18 protein-coding genes and 2 pseudogenes are annotated in these 17,321 nt (G+C 60.9%); 10 read left to right on the forward strand and 10 right to left on the reverse strand.

Going from position 1 to position 17,321, the window contains the following annotated elements; genetic code table 11:
- Positions 1 to 22: 22 nt before the first annotated feature.
- Positions 23 to 937, forward strand: coding sequence for an NADPH-dependent FMN reductase (locus H4P12_RS12785; RefSeq protein WP_187794058.1), 915 nt, complete (start codon positions 23 to 25; stop codon positions 935 to 937).
- A 48-nt stretch (positions 938 to 985) separates the two neighbouring features.
- On the opposite strand, the gene sigJ is transcribed toward H4P12_RS12785, so the two are convergent.
- From sigJ to H4P12_RS12820, 7 genes are all read right to left on the reverse strand, one after another.
- A complete protein-coding gene (gene sigJ, locus H4P12_RS12790) occupies positions 986 to 1,876 on the reverse strand; it encodes an RNA polymerase sigma factor SigJ (protein WP_187794059.1) in 891 nt (296 codons plus the stop codon).
- Complete coding sequence (locus H4P12_RS12795; RefSeq protein ID WP_187794060.1) at positions 1,873 to 2,355, reverse strand: cupin domain-containing protein; 483 nt, start codon at positions 2,353 to 2,355, stop codon at positions 1,873 to 1,875. Before H4P12_RS12795 ends, sigJ begins: the two co-directional genes overlap by 4 nt.
- Before the next feature lie 43 nt (positions 2,356 to 2,398).
- Positions 2,399 to 2,857, reverse strand: a complete 459-nt coding sequence (locus H4P12_RS12800) for a carboxymuconolactone decarboxylase family protein (protein ID WP_187794061.1) — start codon at positions 2,855 to 2,857, stop codon at positions 2,399 to 2,401.
- A gap of 110 nt (positions 2,858 to 2,967) precedes the next feature.
- Positions 2,968 to 3,339, reverse strand: coding sequence for a hypothetical protein (locus tag H4P12_RS12805; protein ID WP_187794062.1), 372 nt, complete (start codon positions 3,337 to 3,339; stop codon positions 2,968 to 2,970).
- Positions 3,340 to 3,351: 12 nt separating this feature from the next.
- Positions 3,352 to 4,284 carry an alpha/beta fold hydrolase gene (locus H4P12_RS12810; protein WP_187794063.1) on the reverse strand — a complete coding sequence of 311 codons (933 nt, stop codon included), beginning with the start codon at positions 4,282 to 4,284 and terminating at the stop codon, positions 3,352 to 3,354.
- Between the two features lie 122 nt (positions 4,285 to 4,406).
- Positions 4,407 to 5,360 carry an alpha/beta fold hydrolase gene (locus H4P12_RS12815; protein ID WP_187794064.1) on the reverse strand — a complete coding sequence of 318 codons (954 nt, stop codon included), beginning with the start codon at positions 5,358 to 5,360 and terminating at the stop codon, positions 4,407 to 4,409.
- A gap of 85 nt (positions 5,361 to 5,445) precedes the next feature.
- Positions 5,446 to 5,895 (reverse strand): SRPBCC domain-containing protein, encoded by a 450-nt coding sequence (locus H4P12_RS12820; protein WP_187794065.1) that lies wholly within the window; start codon positions 5,893 to 5,895, stop codon positions 5,446 to 5,448.
- Between the two features lie 268 nt (positions 5,896 to 6,163).
- Between H4P12_RS12820 and H4P12_RS12825 the strand changes: the two genes are divergently transcribed.
- From H4P12_RS12825 to H4P12_RS19060, 3 genes are all read left to right on the forward strand, one after another.
- Complete coding sequence (locus H4P12_RS12825) at positions 6,164 to 7,174, forward strand: GlxA family transcriptional regulator (protein ID WP_223115809.1); 1,011 nt, start codon at positions 6,164 to 6,166, stop codon at positions 7,172 to 7,174.
- A 162-nt stretch (positions 7,175 to 7,336) separates the two neighbouring features.
- Positions 7,337 to 7,723 (forward strand): SDR family NAD(P)-dependent oxidoreductase, encoded by a 387-nt coding sequence (locus tag H4P12_RS12830; RefSeq protein ID WP_187794066.1) that lies wholly within the window; start codon positions 7,337 to 7,339, stop codon positions 7,721 to 7,723.
- Entirely contained in the window at positions 7,720 to 7,854 is a 135-nt protein-coding gene (locus tag H4P12_RS19060) for a hypothetical protein (RefSeq protein WP_281390478.1), read from the forward strand. The genes H4P12_RS12830 and H4P12_RS19060 overlap by 4 nt, the downstream gene beginning before the upstream one ends.
- Before the next feature lie 17 nt (positions 7,855 to 7,871).
- Here the strand turns inward: H4P12_RS19060 and H4P12_RS19200 are convergent.
- A pseudogene (locus tag H4P12_RS19200) lies at positions 7,872 to 8,081 on the reverse strand (hypothetical protein); the annotation flags it as partial.
- On the opposite strand from H4P12_RS19200, the pseudogene H4P12_RS12840 reads away from it, so the two are divergent.
- Together H4P12_RS12840 and H4P12_RS12845 are read left to right on the forward strand one after the other, a co-directional pair.
- A pseudogene (locus H4P12_RS12840) lies at positions 8,061 to 8,753 on the forward strand (IS3 family transposase); the annotation flags it as partial. The pseudogenes H4P12_RS19200 and H4P12_RS12840 overlap by 21 nt on opposite strands.
- 421 nt (positions 8,754 to 9,174) lie before the next feature.
- On the forward strand, positions 9,175 to 9,540 hold the full coding sequence (locus H4P12_RS12845; protein WP_187794067.1) for a DUF983 domain-containing protein: 366 nt from the start codon (positions 9,175 to 9,177) through the stop codon (positions 9,538 to 9,540).
- Positions 9,541 to 9,561: 21 nt separating this feature from the next.
- On the opposite strand, the gene H4P12_RS12850 is transcribed toward H4P12_RS12845, so the two are convergent.
- Positions 9,562 to 10,272 carry a response regulator transcription factor gene (locus H4P12_RS12850; RefSeq protein WP_187794068.1) on the reverse strand — a complete coding sequence of 237 codons (711 nt, stop codon included), beginning with the start codon at positions 10,270 to 10,272 and terminating at the stop codon, positions 9,562 to 9,564.
- Positions 10,265 to 12,142 carry a hybrid sensor histidine kinase/response regulator gene (locus H4P12_RS12855; RefSeq protein WP_187794069.1) on the reverse strand — a complete coding sequence of 626 codons (1,878 nt, stop codon included), beginning with the start codon at positions 12,140 to 12,142 and terminating at the stop codon, positions 10,265 to 10,267. Before H4P12_RS12855 ends, H4P12_RS12850 begins: the two co-directional genes overlap by 8 nt.
- Positions 12,143 to 12,326: 184 nt before the next feature.
- Between H4P12_RS12855 and H4P12_RS12860 the strand changes: the two genes are divergently transcribed.
- From H4P12_RS12860 to H4P12_RS12875, 4 genes are all read left to right on the forward strand, one after another.
- On the forward strand, positions 12,327 to 14,306 hold the full coding sequence (locus H4P12_RS12860; protein WP_187794070.1) for an AMP-binding protein: 1,980 nt from the start codon (positions 12,327 to 12,329) through the stop codon (positions 14,304 to 14,306).
- Positions 14,303 to 15,127, forward strand: coding sequence for an ABC transporter ATP-binding protein (locus H4P12_RS12865; protein WP_187794071.1), 825 nt, complete (start codon positions 14,303 to 14,305; stop codon positions 15,125 to 15,127). The genes H4P12_RS12860 and H4P12_RS12865 overlap by 4 nt, the downstream gene beginning before the upstream one ends.
- Positions 15,128 to 15,148: 21 nt before the next feature.
- A complete protein-coding gene (locus tag H4P12_RS12870) occupies positions 15,149 to 16,135 on the forward strand; it encodes a branched-chain amino acid ABC transporter permease (protein WP_187794529.1) in 987 nt (328 codons plus the stop codon).
- Between the two features lie 84 nt (positions 16,136 to 16,219).
- Positions 16,220 to 17,296, forward strand: a complete 1,077-nt coding sequence (locus H4P12_RS12875; protein WP_187794072.1) for a branched-chain amino acid ABC transporter permease — start codon at positions 16,220 to 16,222, stop codon at positions 17,294 to 17,296.
- Positions 17,297 to 17,321: the final 25 nt, after the last annotated feature.

The raw sequence follows: 17,321 nt of genomic DNA on the forward strand, positions 1-17,321 counted from the left end.
GCCAAGAGGAAAGGATGAGCAGATGAATGCCATGAAAAACAGCGACGCTTATACCCTGGTCAATGTCTTCACGCCGAAGGCCGGCGAGACGGACCGCTTTCTGGAACAGCAGTTGAAGGACACCGCCGACATGCGTGCCACCGCCGCCGAAACCGGCTGGCTGAATAACGAAATCTATCGGGCGCGCGACGGCAAGAACGTGATCGTCGTGACCCGCTTCGCCAGCGCCGAGGCGCAGGCGGCATGGGCCGAAACACAGGCCTTTGCCGAACATCTCGAACGGATTGGGCCGCTGCTGGAACATGTCAGCTCGACCCCGGTGCGGGAAATCGCCAGACATGACGAGGGCCAGGCATCCGGTGCTGCGCTGCGGCTTGCCGTCATCACCGGCAGCACGCGAGAGGGTCGTTTCGGTCATCTCCCGGCGGAATGGATCGCGGCAAAGGCCGCGACGAGGGCATTCGACGTGACCCGGATCGACCTGCGCGATTATCCGATGCCGTTCTTCGGCGACCCGGAGGCGACCGAGGCGCAGAAGGCAGCAGCCGAGGCATTTGCGAAGCGGATTGCCGAGTTCGACGCCTATGTCTTCACCGTTGCCGAGTATAACCATGCGCCGACAGCAGTGCTGAAGAACGCGCTGGATCACGCCGAATGGGCCAGAAAGCCGACCGGTCTGGTTGGCTATGGCGGAGTTGGCGGCGCGAGGGCCGTCGAACATGTCCGCGGTATCGCGGCAGAGCTGCAACTGGTCACGATGCAAACCGCCGTGCATGTGCCGTTCGGCGATTACCTCGCGATCTCGAAGGGTGACGCCCAGTTCGGCCAGTTGAAGCATCTGGAGGACGCGGCGCAAAAGATGCTGGAGCAGTTGGAATGGTGGGCCCGCGCATTGCAGGCAGCCCGCAGCAATGTCCGGCTGTCGGTTGCTGTCTGACGATGCCCGAAAGCCCCATCTGGTCGGTGGGGCCTTCAAGTCCGGCCTTCACCCGCGCGCCGCGAGATGTCGCAGCTTGTCGGGGTTTCGCACGGTCCAGATGGCAACGATCCGGTTGTTGCGGATGCCGAGGGCGGTGGTCTGCAGCACGTTTCCGGGCTCGACCGACACGACGCCGGGCGCCGCGTTGATCCGGCGCAGCGGAGGGCATGGCGGCACAGGACCGGGGCGCTTGCGGGCGAGACCGGCATAGAAATTCGCGATGCGGCCGGGACCCTTCAGCACATTGATGACTGCCGGAACCTTGCCGCCGCCGTCCATGTGCAACTCGATCTCCTCGGCGAAAAGATTCAGCAGCCCCTGCATGTCGCCCTGACGGCTGGCCTGCCAGAAGGCCTTGACGATCGGCAAGGCCTGATCGGGTTGGATTGTCGGGGCAGCTTCCGCCCCCGCCAGCTTACGCCGCGCCCGCGAGACCAACTGGCGGCAGGTCACAGCAGATCGGCCGGTGACCGCCGCGATCTCATCGAAGGAATAGTCGAAGGCGTCGCGCAGGATAAAGGCCGCCCGCATCTCGGGCGACAATTCGTCCAGCGTCAGGATCAGGGCAACGCCGACATCTTCGGTGACGATCCAGTCCTGTTCGGCGCTTGGTGCCACATCCTGGACCAGCGGATCAGGCAGCCAGGCGCCGATATATTCCTCGCGCCGCTTCTGCGCCGATCCGAGATGGTCGAGGCAAAGCCGCGTCACCACCGTGCTGAGCCAGCGCGACGGATGCCTGATGGCCGCCGGTTCCTGGTCGGCGAAGCGAATCCAAGCCTGCTGCAGGATATCCTCTGCATCCGCCACCGATCCGGTCATCCGGTAAGCAAGGCCGACAAGTCGTCGACGCTCGCCCGCGAAAATGGTGATATGCTGATTGTCGGGTTGCGTCATGGCTTCAACGATTGCGCGGGGTCTGCGCCGCTTCCCGCTGTGACGTCCTGTTGCGCAGGCCAATCTTCATCGTGCTGCCCCTCCACGGTCAGAAGTGGCCGCTTGGGGTCGAGCGCCAATACCGCCAACACCACCAGCGGCTCGGTCTCGCTGGGGTTCGTCAGGGCTTTGGCGGTCCCTGCCGGGATGCGGACGACCCGGCCGGGTTCGATCAGTTCCGGCGGACCATCGGTCTGAACATAGCCGGTCCCGCCGATCCCATAAAGGATCTCGATGCCGGGGTGGGTATGGCGGGGTTCGGTGATCCCCGGCGCGATCTCGACCTGCGCCAGGGACAGCATCAGATCCTCGCGCAAGGGCATCTGGATTTTAGGATCAACGGCCATCGCGCCGTTCGCGATCAGGGATTCCAGTCTTTCCTGTTCTTGTAGACCGCTTTGTGCGATGGCGGGGGATGCTGCAGTGATCGCCGCTGTCATAGCGGTTGCGACAATCGCTTTGTGACTGGGCAGGGAAAGCATCTCACGCAGCCTCCGATTTCTCGACCGGATGCATGGCGCGGAAGCCGATTGCGATGCGGTTCAGCGCGTTCATGGACACGATGATATGGGTCAGGTCCGCAATCTCCCGGTCGGGAAACCGGGCGGCAAGCGCGTCGTAATCTGCATCGGGGGCGCCAGTGGCCTCGATCCGGGTCAGGGCATCGGCCCAGCCCAAAGCGGCGCGTTCGCGCGCGTCGAAGGCCGGGCTTTCCCGCCACGCCGCCAAGACGTCCAGCTTCTGCTGCGAAATCCCGGCTTTGCGCGCGTCGGGCAGATGCATGTCCAGACAATATGCGCAGCCATTGATCTGCGATATCCGGACCCGGATCAGTTCATAGAGGGCAGGGGCGATAGACCTTCTCTCATGCGATTTGTCCATCGCCACCAGTGCCTTCATGGCGTCCGGCGAGGCTTCATAGGGGTTGAGGCGGGGCTGCATATCACGGTTCTCCGTCGTTTTCCGGCTTCTGCTATAGTGACGGAACAGCAGTGGATTTTGTGACAGGGTCAGGGCGTGGCGGGTCTCCAATCATAGATATTTGGCATGCATCAGATGCCCCAATGCCCCCACGCGCCCAAGATGGCGACAAGGGCGAAGGCGATCCATTGCGGCATGTCCCGTTGGCGCTGCCGTTTCCACAGCACGACGGCGAGACACCAGAGCGAAAGAAGCCCCATCGTGATCGTCGCCGGCAGCGAATAGGATGCATGACTGGGCGAGATTGCAGCTGCGATATATGCGAGCGCAGCAAGAACCATCACAAGCGTGACGACGTGCCAGCACAGAAACAGGGTATATTTTACGTCGGCAGGCAAGGCGTCAGATCGCAGCAGAGGACGAACGACCTCTTTCTGCCCGACTGTCAGGTGCACTGCGATCAGGATCAGCAGGCAGAGCGCCGCAAGAGCAAACGGAATCATGGCAACCTCGGATCAGTGCTTCGTGTCCTCGAATGCCTTGGCATAGGCTTCGGGCAGGGGTGGGGGTACGTCGTCAAGGAACGCGCTTACATGGCGGGCGATGTCGTCCTCGGATGCCAATAGGCCCAAATGCGTCGTGGCTGGCAGGATCAGCAGCCTTGCCTTTGGCACATCGACGCTCATGCCCATTGCTGCAGCCTGAACATCGCCACCCCCACGCAGCAGAAACATCTGCAGTGCGTGTTCGGGACGCACGCCATCGGCATCACCGATAATGACCATCGTTGGCGCTTCAAGCGCACGCATCTGGTCGTCCGGGATGTCCTGCTCTTCGAAATTCAGCTTTTTCACCCGCTCGAAATAGCGCGCGAACCCGTCCGGCGTCGGCGACAGGCGACGGTATTCGTCGCCCATCGGTGTGGATTGCATGAATTCGACAGTCAGGCCCCCAATTCCCTCCAGAACCTCGGGATACCAGCCATCGCGGCGATAGGTCGCCGACAGTATCACCAGCTTGCCAATGCGTTCGGGATGACGGATTGCCATCTGCAAGGCAGCACCGCCGCCCATGGAATAGCCCAGCACATCGGCGCGCTCGTAGCCCAGCTTCTCGACCACCCGCGCGGCATCGTCGCCAAGTTGCGGATAGGTCAGATCGGCGTCGGAATCGCCGCTGCGACCGTGGGCGCGCTGATCAAGCAGGATCACCGGACGGTCGGCAAAGCGGGCGGCCAGAGGCTCCATCTCGCCGCCGCTCATGAAGGCGCCGTGCAGGATCAGCAGGGGCGTCGCCTCGGCCTCTGCGTTCAGCAGGCGGTAATGCAACGCGACATCACCGGAATCGATTTTGCCCTCGGATGCAGGTGTCGCGGCGACCGCTTGAATCCCGGCAAGCCAGATCGCAGAGGCAGCGGCAAGCGATAGCCGCGATTTTTCAATGAGCATGATGCACCTTTGAGTTTCTCTTCAGGTTAACCTTTTCACTTGGCGAAGCGCAGGTCGATTACCTGTGAGGTAATGTTGCTGGGGTTCATCCTGCCCGCGTGTCGGCACTGGGGCGTCAAGCTTCACCGGGCAGGCAGGCTGTCGACAAATGCCACAACACGGTCGGCTACGGCTTCGGCGGCGGCATCCGCGATGATGTGCCCCATTCCTCCGATCACCTGCATCGGTGCGCCGAGTGCATTCGCCGTGCTCTGCGCATGGTCAATCGTGAACCAGGGATCGTCACTGCCATGCAGGACAAGCGCGGGCACCGTGACCGTTGCCAACAGGCCTCGCCGGTCGCCGCTGGCCATGGCCGCAGCACCTTGTCGGGCGCTGGCGTTCGGGTCGTCGGCGGCCATGTCAGCCCTCACCCGCGCGATAACTTCGCCGTCACTCATCCGGTATTGGGCGTCGCCCTCGAAGATGCGATAGATGGCGCCCTGCATGCCCACGGCTGTGATGCCACTTTCGGGCATCGGTTCGGAAATCGCTGCGAGCGCCGGGCCGAAGGGCAGATCCGGTTCGCCAGAGGTCGATGATGCAGAGATCATCGACAGAACGCGGTCCGGGTGTTCGGCAGCGATCATCTGGACGATCATGCCGCCCAGCGAATGGCCAAGGAAATGAGCGCGCTCGATCCGCGTTGCGTCCAGAACAGCGATTGCGTCATCCGCCATGTCGGACAGGTCATAAGCGACAGGGGGCGTTTCCCCTGCGGACAGCGCAGCCATGATATCCGCCATCGCGGGTGGCGCACCGGCTGAGCGCAGGATGCTGCTTTGGCCGGAATCGCGATTGTCGAAGGTGATGACGCGAAAGCCCCTGTCGAGGAAGGCATCGACAAGAGCGTCTGCGCCAACGCGCGTCGCCGCCCCCTGACCGTTGACAAGAACGAGCGGCGGGCCGTCCTTCGGACCCTGCACCCAATAGGCGATCTCGACCGGACCGTTTGCGGCCTTGCCGGCCCGCTCTCCGGCCCAGTAGGGTGTCATGCACAGAATGCTGGCAGTGGTAATCATGGAAATACGAAGCATGATGTTCCTCGATGCGTTGGGCGCGAAACGCCGGCCATAGCGCAGCATTCCGGGCGCGGTTGTTCAGGACGACCGCAGAAGTCGATCAGCGGTGCAGATACCGTCCCAAGGCTTCCAGCATGCTTTCCCAGCCGGTGCGGTGGCCTTCGGTGTCGTCATTGCCGTCAAGATACAGGCCCTGTTCGATCAGCCGCAGGCGGCAGCCATTCGACCGCGTCTCGAAGCTGACGGCCACGGTTCCCGCAAAACTGACGCAGTCGTCGCTGGCCAGCGAGGTCGAATAGACGATCTGCTTGCCGGGTTCGATGACCAGATAGCGATTTTCGTTCAGATACTGCTGGCCACCCTCTGGCCCAAAGCGGCAGAGGTCGGTCCGGCCGGCGGCGAAGTCGAAGCGTTCGAAGCTTATCGACCAGCCCTCGCCGGGATCACCCCAGATCAACTGGGCATCCTTGTCTGACCACGCGGCAAACACCGCCTCGACCGGCCGGCCAAAGTCTCTGGTCAGGTCGACCGTTCCCTTGATGACATTCATGTCGCTCTCCTTTCGCGTTGTGTTCCATCGAAGGATGTGCCGACTCGTGACCTGTTCGTAGAGTGAGACAGGACCAATTCGGGGCATTTGTGCCAGATCGGAATCCTTTGGCGCAGCCTTCTGTGATGCAGCCTTTTGTGATAGTGACGGTGCAACAGCGAAATTTGTGACAGGCCAGCGGTGTTCGGCCTTGCAAACCATGTCGGCTAACTGCGCTCTGGCAGAGGAAGGCTGGACCGTTTCAGGGCATTCGTGCCAAGGTCGGCGGATGCTGAGACGCCCTACGCCGATCATCCCCCTGCGGGTTTCCATACTCAGTTTGCCGGAAAGCGGAACCATGGCGGCGTTCGGGTTGCATGAGGTGTTGGGCGACACGCAAAGAAACGATTCCGCGCTTTCCCGTCCGATCCATCCGGTCCTGTTGGCGAGCCAGCAAGGGCCTTTCCGTGCCAGCACCGGCCTGAACGTGACCCCCGAGAGGGGATTGGAGGAAGAATGCGCCGACGTGGTGATCGTCTGCGACATTCACTTGAACCGCGACGAGACGCCCGAAGGGCGCTGGCCGGAGGAGATCGCCTGGGTGCAGCGTCATCTCAACTCAGGGGCGCTGATCTGTTCGACCTGCAGCGGGTCGGTGCTGCTTGCCGAGGCGGGGCTTCTGGATGGCGCCGAGGCAGCATCGCATTGGAGCATGGCCGATCTGTTCCGGGATCGCTATCCCGACGTGCGGTTTCGCCCCGAACGGATTCTTTGCGACAGCGGGCGGGGCGGTCAGTTGATCACCACCGGCGGCGCATCGGCATGGCAGGATCTGGCCCTTTATCTGATCGCCCGCTTCTGTGGCGCGGAAGAGGCCGCCCGCGTGGCACGGCTGTTTCTGCTGGGGGATCGCGGTTACGGGCAATTGCCCTTCGCCTCGATGGCGCGACCGCGTCAGCACAGCGACGCCGTCATATCGAAGATCCAGGGCTGGCTTGTCGACAATTATGCGACACCGAATCCGGTATCCGCGATGATCGAGCGGTCGGGGCTGCCTGCACGCAGCTTCAAGCGTCGCTTCTCGGCGGTCACGGGCTACACACCGCTGGAATATGTGCAGGCGCTGAGGGTCGAGGAAGCAAAGCAGATGCTGGAAACGGAAGACACGGCCATCGAAGATATCTCGATTACGGTCGGTTACGAGGATCCGACCTTTTTCCGCAGATTGTTCAAGCGTCGCGTGGGCGTTACGCCGGCCCAGTATCGCCAGCGGAATCGCGTCGGTGGCGTGCTCATCTAGGGGGTGAGTCGCGTTGTCATGCGCGGGAACAGACGCCCTTATCCCATGGCGATATCCCCCAAAATGATCGCCACGAAGGAATGAAGCGCCCGTTTATCCTGCCCGAGGATAAAACCGAGGGGCTATCCATGCAGTTCAAGGACTAAACATGGAAACGAAAGCATGGAACTCGAAGGAAAAAGCATCATCATCACCGGGGCCAGCAGTGGCATTGGCGCGGCCGCAGCATCCCTGTTTTCGCACGAGGGCGCACAACTTGTGCTGGGTGCCCGCCGGTCAGAGAAACTGGCCGAAATCACCGACGCAATCAATCAGGGAGGTGGGCGGGCTGCCTTTCTTGCCGGTGACGTCAGGGACCCGGCCTATGCGCAAGATCTGGTTGAGCTTGCCGTGGAAAGTTTTGGTGGCCTCGACGGTGCGTTTAACAATGCCGGATCAGTCGGCGACATGATCGCAGTCGACGAGATGGATCCCGAAAACTGGCATGATGTCATCGCAACCAACCTGACCAGTCCGCTGGCGATTTCGGGGAACCCGAGGCGGAGATGACGGGCGACATTTTCGAGGAAGACGAAGGGCGGTTCGATCTCGCTGATGATCCGGGCGACATGGGGCCAGAGGTGGCGCGGGTCGTCGGACCCCGGCGTTTGCCCGCCACGCTGAACGGTTGGCACGGATAGCCTGCAGAGACGATATCCACCGTGCCGCGCCAAGGCTTGCGGTCGAAACTGGCAATGTCGTCCCAGACAGCAGCCTGATACAGGGCCGCGTCCGCCATCCGCGCCACGAGAGTGGCCGCAGCGTAGGTTTTCCGCTCGACATGGCCCCCAGTGCGATATCCGGGCAGGGCAAGGGTGAGGCCGAGATCGCTCCGTCGACACGGTTCTACCGATACCGCAAGCTGCATGACGATTTGGTTGCACAGGGCGACAGCATCTGTCCGAACCGGATCGCCAGATTGGCTCAGCTTGCGGGGATCAGAGCGCAGATCGGCGACAGGCGCCGCCCCGGCAGGCATCACGGCAAGCCATCGGTTGTGGTCGGCAACTCCCGCGACCGGAAGTTCGATGTCGAGGCTCCGGACAAGGTCGGGGTGACCGATATCAGCTACATCCGGACGCAAGAGGGGTTCGTTCACCTTGCGGTGGTCATCGACGCTTACTCCCGGCGCGTGATCGGCTGGTCCATGCAAAGCCGTCAGACAACGGATGTCGTTCTGCAGGCTTTGCTGATGGCCGTCTGGCGGCGCAAGCCGAAGAACAAGGTGTTGGTCCACTCAGATCGGGGCGGCCAGTTCACCAGCATGGACTGGGCGGTATTTCTGCGCGCCCACAATCTTGAGCATTCGATGAGCCGACGTGGCAACTGTCATGACAGTGCAGTCGCCGAGAGCTTTTTCAACCTGCTCAAGCGCGAACGGATCAGGCGCAGAACCTATCGGACCCGCGAAGAGGCAAGGCAGGACGTGTTCGATTACATCGAGATGTTCTAAAATCCGAAGCGAAAGTATGCGAGGAACGGGATGCTGTCGCCTGCCGAGTTTGAACGACAGCAGATGATGAGACGGGAAGGCGTCTAAGGAACTCGGTGCCATTACCTGTATTGCCCCAGCAGGCGGCTGGCCGTGCGACGTTTCAGCGCTTTCCGCGAGGAGATGCGGCGTAAAGGCTGAGCGAAGCATGAAATGGCCAGCGCATTTGCGACACCGGGCGCCCGTATCGCGGATTTTCAATGGCACCGGATACCGGCAGCCTTCCCCCATGCGTCGTCTGATTGCCTCTGGCAGGCGGTTCAGTATTCTTGCAAAGGCCGTTTATAGCGCACCCAAAAAAGTGTATCGCCAAGCAAATGGGATGCCCCGATTTCGTCACATTGACCCAATTTATTGCGCGTCGGTTGATTTCGGTGCGGCGCAGGAATCCGATTTGTGATTACTGTTGAACGGGATTGTTTGGATGCGTGAAGAACGCAGGAAATTATAGAGTATCAAAGGCCACACCATGTCAGACATACGCGATAGCAAGACATCCATTCGTCGCGGAACATTTAATCGCTGCCCGAATTGTGGCGAAGGCCGTCTTTTCGATGGCTATCTGAAGATCGTGGATCGCTGTGACAATTGCGGCGCGCCGCTGGGCAACTATCCCGCCGCTGATGGCCCGGCCTTTTTCACGATGACGATCGTGATGCTGCTCTTGATTCCGTTGATCGGCTTCGGATGGGTCTTGTTCAAGCCCGAGCCGGTGACATTTCTCATCGTCCTGTCGATCCTGATAACGATCATCACCCTTGTATTGTTGCGCTTCGTAAAAGGGGCATTCGTCGGCTATCTGTGGGCCAAGGATGAAATCGACCGCGGCTCGTGATCGGTCGGACGCTTCGGCGGGTCAGGTCCACCCTACCTCGGCAAGAAAAATATACCCCGCACCATAGATCGTCTTGATCAGTTGCGGGTTTTTCGGATCCTCGCCCAGCTTGCTGCGCAGCCGCGAAATGCGGACATCCATCGCACGGTCAAAGCTTTCGCCGCCTGCACCGCCCAGCGTTTCCAGCATCTGCCCACGAGAGATCAGCCGGCGCGGATTGTCCAGAAACATCCGCAGGACTTCGGCTTCGGCATGGCTGATAGGGGTATCGGTGCCGGTCGGACTGGTCAGCAGGTAGCGGTCGAAATCCGCGCTCCACCCTGCAAAGCGGGCCTGACTGCGCTGGCCGGGACGCGTCGGCGATGCCGGGCGACGCAGACGGGCACGCAAACGGGCCAGCAGCTCCGCAGGCTCGAACGGTTTGATGATGTAATCATCGGCGCCCAGCTCCAGCCCGGTCACACGATCCTGCACCTGCGCACGCCCTGACACGATGATGATGGCCGCGCCGGATTCGGTTGCCAGCCGGTGAACCAGCGCCAGCCCGTCGCGGTCAGGCAGGCCCAGATCGACAAGGCAGGCGTCGGGGGTGATGTGGCGCAGGGCGGCCTCGAATTCGGTGGCGCGGGAAAAACCCATGGTGCGAAAGCCCGCGCCTTCCAGCACGTCGATCATGATGCGGCGGATGTCGGGCTCATCCTCGAGGATGGCAATCAGTGGCGCGTCAGTCATGGATCACTCGGTTCATCATTTCCGCCAATGAGGCGGCGTCGAAAGGTTTGCCAAGCACGGGGCAGGGCGCTGCAGCACGCAAAGGATCGCCGATGGGCAACGCAGTCATCAAAAGAAGGGGCGGCCCGGATGGGGTTGCCAGATCAGAGCCAAGGCCATCGCCCAGTTGCATGTCGGACAGGATCAGCGACAGGTCGGGCAGATCGGCCAGCAGCGTCGCTTCGGAAAAAGAACCGGCCTCGATCACGGAATGGCCCATGGCGGTCAGCATCTGGCGCAGCATTTCACGCAGGTCGTCGTCATCTTCGACCAGCAGCACCATTTGCGGATGAACGGGATGCAATGGCAGGCGCAGGCGAACCCGCGCGCCTTGGCCATCGGGGCGATTGGTGATCCGCAAGGTGCCGCCCGCCAGTTTGGCCTGATCAAAGACCATCGCCAGACCAAGGCCAGAACCCTGACCCTGCTTGGTCGAAAAGAACGGCTCGGTCGCGCGGGACAGGGCTTCGGGGGTGAAACCGGGACCGTTATCGGTCACGTCGATTTCCAGCCAAGGGGCGGCGGCGCGGGCGGTCAGGGTGACGGTGCCGCCCGCCGTTCCCATGGCGTCGCGGGCGTTCAGGATCAGGTTCAGCAACGCATCCTGCAATTGGCCAGGGTCCAGCATCAGGGGATCATCCGGCAGGTCGGTCTGCAATTCCAGCCGCAGCTTGTCGCCCAGCGTGGGTCGCGCCATGTTGCACAGATCCTGCAACAGCGGCTGAACCGAGACCGGCTCTTTGGTCGTGCCGCGCGGCGCGGCGATCTGGCCTATACGTTCCAGCAGCTGGACGCCGCGGCGGGTGGCGGCGAGGGTGGCCTGAACATCGCCTAGCGCATCCGGGGGCAGATCCGCGCGGGACAGGCGGTCCTGCAGGCCCAGAATGACGGTCAGCAGGTTGCCGAAATCATGGGCCAGACCGGATGTGATCTTGGCCGCAAGTTCACGGCGGGACGCATGGGTCAGCGCCTCGCGCACCTCGACCTCGGCGGTGACATCGGTGGACAGGACATAGACGCCGTTCCCGGCCCGATCCGGCGTCAGCGCGATGCGGATACGGCGGCCGGTTTCGTGATGGGTGATTTCAAACACCTGATGGCGGCCGGCAAGGGCCAGATCAAAGCGTCCGCGAATGGCGGCAAAGTTGACGGTGCCAAGGGCCTGTTCAACCGTCAACCCGACGATATCCGGACGGGTGCCCGGATAGACCTGCGGAAGCTGGCGGTTGGAAAACAGATAGCGATAATCCCGGTCCACATGGGCAATATGGGCGGGAACCATTTCGGTCACCTGCCGTGTGCGGGCTTGGGTTTCGGTGACGATCCGTTTGGTTTCCTGAAGCGCTGTGATGGTCGCAGCCAGTTCGCGATTGGCGGCGGCAAGCTGTTCGGCATGGTCCAGAACCTGCCCTGACAATTCCTCGGACCGGCCGCGCAACAGCGCCTCTTGCCGCTTGATCTCGGTAATGTCGGTATAGACCGTGACCCAGCCCCCCTGCGACAGGGGCGCACCCTCGACCGCGATCCAGCTGCCGTCCTGACGCTCGCGTTCCATGTAATGGGGCTGAAAGGTGCGGGCCTGTTCAACGCGCAGACGCACGGCTTCGTCGGGGTCATCCTGCGGGCCATATTCGCCGCGCAGGACCAAAAAGCGAATCGTGTCCTCGAAAAAGCTGCCGGGGCGGATCAGGTTGTCGGGCAGGTCGAACATCGCCTGATATTGGCGATTCGCGACCGCAAGACGCAGATCGGCATCAAAAATCGACAGCGCCTGACCAATCAGGTTCAACCCCGACTGCATCAGTTCGGCCCGTGAATTACCAGCAATCATGGCTCCCCCTAACAGGTGATTAGCAGCCGGAATGCGTTTCGGGAAGCGTGTAACAATTTGTAAGATTCGCGACAAACTTGGGTAAGAGTCGCGGGCAAATCTGCACAGGTCAGGGAACGGGGCAGGAGAGCCCGGGACTGGCACGAACGGCCTTGCCGCCAATTGGCCGGGATTGGGAGGAGACATGGCGAACGTTGCTGTGCCTGCGCAAGCGGGCCTGCATTCCATACCTGCGCTTCTGGCGCGGAACGCGGATCGGCTGGGCAATCGTCCGGCCTATCGCGAGAAGGAATTCGGAATCTGGCAAAGCTGGACCTGGGCACAAGCCGCGGATGAAGTTCGCGCCCTGGCCCTTGGGATGCTGAACCTTGGGTTGGCGCCGGGCGATCACGTCGCCATCATCGGGCGGAACCGGCCCATGCATTACTGGTCGATGATCGCCGCGCAGATGTGCGGCGCGGTGCCGGTGCCGCTGTATCAGGACGCCGTCGCGGAAGAGATGGCCTATGTGCTGGGCAATTGCGGCGCGCGCTTCGTCATCTGCGGCGATCAGGAACAGGTCGACAAGGTTCTGGAAATTCAGGGCGATGTCAAAACGGTCCAGCAGATCATCTATACCGACAAGCGCGGTATGCGGAAATATGACCATACTCACATGAACGCGCTGTCGGACGTGCAGGCCGAAGGACGGGCCGCCGAAACCCGGCTTGCGGCCGAGTTGGACAGCCGCATCAAGGCGCTGGATTACGACAGCACCTGCGTGATGCTGTATACGTCGGGAACCACGGGCAAGCCCAAGGGCGTGGTTCTGTCCAACCGCAATATCATCGAGACTTCCAGGAATACCTCACAGTTCGACAAGCTGACGGATCGGGATGAGGTTCTGGCCTATCTGCCGATGGCATGGGTTGGCGATTTCATCTTTTCGGTCGGTCAGGCGACCTGGACGGGCTTTACCGTGAACTGTCCTGAAAGCGCGGCCACGATGATGACCGATCTGCGCGAAATCGGTCCGACTTATTTCTTTGCCCCGCCGCGCGTTTTTGAAGGCCAGCTGACCAATGTGATGATCCGCATGGAGGATGCGGGCCGGTTCAAGCAATGGTTGTTCCGGCACTTCATGGCGGTGGCAAACCGGGTTGGTCCGGCGTTGCTGGATAACAAGCCTGTCGGGATGATGGACCGGCTGTCCTATAATCTGGGCAAGCTGCTGATCTATGGGCCGCTGAAAAACACGTTGGGCTACTCGCGCATTCGCGTTGGCTATACGGCGGGCGAGGCGATTGGTCCGGAAATCTTTGATTTCTATCGCAGCTTGGGCATCAACCTGAAGCAGCTCTATGGCCAGACCGAGGCGTCGGTGTTCATCACCCAGCAACCTGACGGTCAGGTGCGTTCCGATACGGTGGGCGTGCCCTCACCGGGGGTCGAGCTGCGCATCGCCGAGAATGGCGAAGTATTTTACCGCAGCCCCGGCACTTTTGTCGAATATTTCAACAACCCCGAAAGCACAGCCTCAACCAAGGATGCAGAGGGCTGGGTGGCAACGGGTGACGCAGGTTTCTTTGAACCGGATACAGGGCATCTGCGCATCATCGACCGGGCCAAGGATGTCGGCCGGATGGCCGATGGCAGCATGTTCGCGCCCAAATATGTCGAGAACAAGCTGAAATTCTATCCCAACATCCTCGAGGCGGTCGTGCTGGGCAATGGGCGCGACTATTGCACGGCGATGATCAATATCGACCTCAACGCTGTCGGCAACTGGGCCGAGCGCAACAACATCGCCTATGCCAGCTATCAGGAACTGGCCGGACATCCGCAGGTTTATGCGACGATCCGCCAGCATGTCGATGCGGTCAATAAATCCGTCGCCGAAGATCCCATGCTGTCGGGCTGCCAGATCCACCGCTTTCTTGTCCTGCACAAGGAGCTGGACCCTGATGACGGCGAAATGACCCGCACCCGCAAGGTTCGTCGTGCGGTCATCAATGACAAATTCGCTGATCTGGTTGCCGCGCTCTATGACGGGTCGGACAGCGTCTATACCGAAACCGAAGTCACTTACGAGGATGGTCGCAAAGGCAAGATCAAGGCGACCCTGAAGATCGAGGATGTGCCGGTCTTTGGCGCGGCTTCGCAGCAGAAGGTGGCGGCGGAATGACACAGGTTCAGGCAAACGAAGGTTACATCACCGCCGATGGCCGCCAGATTGGCGGCGTGGTGATGGATCTGCGCGACATCACGCTGCGCTTTGGTGGGGTCGAGGCGATCAAGAAGATCAGCTTCGACATTCGCCAGGGCGAAATCCGCGCCATCATTGGTCCGAACGGCGCTGGAAAATCCAGCATGCTGAACGTCATTTCAGGCTTTTACGTCCCGCAAGAGGGCGAGGTCTGGTTCAAGGGCGAAAAGCGCGGGCCAATGAAACCCTACGAGGTTGCGCGTCTGGGCATCGCGCGCACCTTTCAGAACATTGCGTTGTTCGACGGCATGACCGTGCTGGACAACATCATGACCGGCCGCCTGAACAAGATGACGTCAGGCTTTTTCAGTCAGGCGATCTGGTGGGGCAGGGCCGAGCGTGAGGAGATCGCCAACCGCGAGCAGGTCGAGAAGATCATCGACTTTCTGGAAATCCAGAACATCCGCAAAACCCCTGTCGGGCGGCTGCCCTATGGCCTGAAAAAGCGGGTTGAACTGGCCCGTGCGCTGGCCGCCGAGCCGCAGATCCTGCTGCTGGATGAGCCGATGGCGGGCATGAATGTCGAAGAAAAAGAGGACATGTCGCGCTTTATTCTGGACGTGAATGACGAATTCGGCACCACGATCGCCCTGATCGAACACGATATGGGCGTGGTCATGGACCTGTCCGACAGGGTTGTGGTGATGGATTACGGTCGCAAGATCGGCGATGGCACCCCCGATGAGGTGCGCAACAATCAGGAAGTGATCGACGCATATCTGGGGGTGGCCCATGACTAATGCCAATCACGAGGGGGGCGTCTGATGGACCAGCTTCTTTTCGCATCCGAAGTTTTCATCAACGGTCTGATGACGGGGGTGATGTATTCGCTGGTCGCACTGGGTTTCGTGCTGATCTACAAGGCCTCGGGCGTATTCAACTATGCGCAGGGCGTCATGGCGCTGTTCGCGGCGCTGACGCTGGTGGGGATCATGGACGGGCAGGTGCCGTTCGCGCATCTGATCAATGCGGCATTTGGCACCCATCTGAGCCATTTCAGTTGGACCGTCACACCCATCCTTGCGATCCTGCTGACCGCCGCTGCCATGGTGCTGCTGGCGATCCTGATCGAAAAGCTGGTGTTGAAACATCTGGTCGGGCAAGAGCCGATCATCCTGTTCATGGCAACCATCGGCCTTGCCTACTTCCTTGAGGGCTTGGGCGATGTGATGTGGGGCGCCAATATCAAGACGCTGGATGTCGGGTTGCCGCAGGGGATTTCGGATACGGTCGAGCAGGTGACGGCGAACTGGCTGGGCTACGGCTTTTTCATCGACCGTCTGGACATCTGGGCCACGATCATCGCAGCGCTGCTGGTCGCGGCCCTGGTGGCGTTTTCGCAATACACCAAACAAGGGCGTGCGATGCGCGCGGTGGCAGACGATCATCAGGCGGCATTGTCGGTGGGGATCAGCCTGCAATTCATCTGGATCATGGTCTGGTCCATCGCCGGTTTCGTGGCGCTGGTCGCGGGCATTATGTGGGGCACCAAATCGGGTGTGCAGTTCAGCTTGTCGCTGATCGCGTTGAAGGCGCTGCCGGTGCTGATGCTGGGGGGCTTCACCTCGATCCCCGGTGCGATTGTCGGCGGATTGATCATCGGCGTGGGCGAAAAGATGTTCGAGTTCTTTATCGGCCCGCTGGTCGGCGGGGCGACCGAAAACTGGTTCGCCTATGTGCTGGCACTGATCTTTCTTGTCTTCCGTCCGCAGGGCCTGTTCGGCGAGCGGATCATCGAGAGGGTATGACAGTGGAAAACCTTCATGCCTCCGGCGGGGATATTTGGGCACAGAAGATGGGCCTGGGATTGAAGATCAAAGGGGAGCGCGGCAATGTTTTATCGTGAGGCGGGCGATTTCAAGACAAGCTATCGCGATGACGGCCAGACTTTTCCGATCAAGCTGGATCGCTGGGGTTATTATGCGATCCTTGCGGTGGCGATTTTTGTCGTGCCCTTTGTCATCAACGACTATTGGGCCAGCGCCATTCTGTTGCCGTTTCTGATCTATGCCATCGCCTCGATCGGGTTGAATATTCTGGTGGGCTATGCCGGACAGGTCAGTCTGGGGACCGGTGGTTTCATGGCTGTGGGGGCGTATTCGGTCTATAAGCTGATGACGAGCTTCCCTGAGGTGAGCGTGATCATCCATATCCTGCTGGCCGGTGTGATCACGGCACTGGTGGGAATTGCCTTTGGCCTGCCCAGCTTGCGGATCAAGGGGTTCTATCTGGCGGTGGCGACGCTGGCCGCGCAGTTCTTTCTGGTCTGGCTGTTCAACAAGGTGCCGTGGTTTTACAACTATTCGGCCTCGGGTCAGATCACGTCGCCGCAGCGGACCGTGCTGGGCTGGGCCGTTACCGGATCCGCGGCAAGCCCGGCGGCGAAATATCTGATCTGTTTGGCCTTTGTGATCTTTGCCGCATGGGTTGCCCGCAATCTGACGCGGGGGATGATCGGGCGGAAATGGATGGCGATCCGCGACATGGATATCGCTGCGGAAATCATCGGTGTGAACCCCCTGAGCGCAAAGCTGTCGGCTTTTGGCGTCAGTTCGTTTTTTGTCGGCATTGCCGGGGCGTTGCTGTTTGCCGTCTATCTGGGCGCGGCTGAAGTGACCGAGGCCTTTGGCATCAACAAAAGCTTCCTTGTCCTGTTCATGGTCATCATCGGCGGGCTTGGGTCCATCTTTGGCAGCTTTGCCGGGGCGGCGTTTCTGGTCATTCTGCCGGTGTTTCTGAAGAACCTTCTGGTGGGGGGCTTTGGCTGGCCCACCGATCTTGCCGCGCATATCGAACTGATGATCGTCGGCGCGCTGATCATCTTTTTCCTGATCGTCGAACCACATGGCCTTGCCCGGCTGTGGCGGCTTGTGAAGGAAAAACTGCGGCTTTGGCCGTTCCCGCATTAACCAAGCAGAACCGGCAAACCGGCAT

This window comes from Paracoccus amoyensis, assembly GCF_014490725.1.
In the GTDB taxonomy this organism is placed as follows: Bacteria; Pseudomonadota; Alphaproteobacteria; order Rhodobacterales; family Rhodobacteraceae; genus Paracoccus; species Paracoccus amoyensis.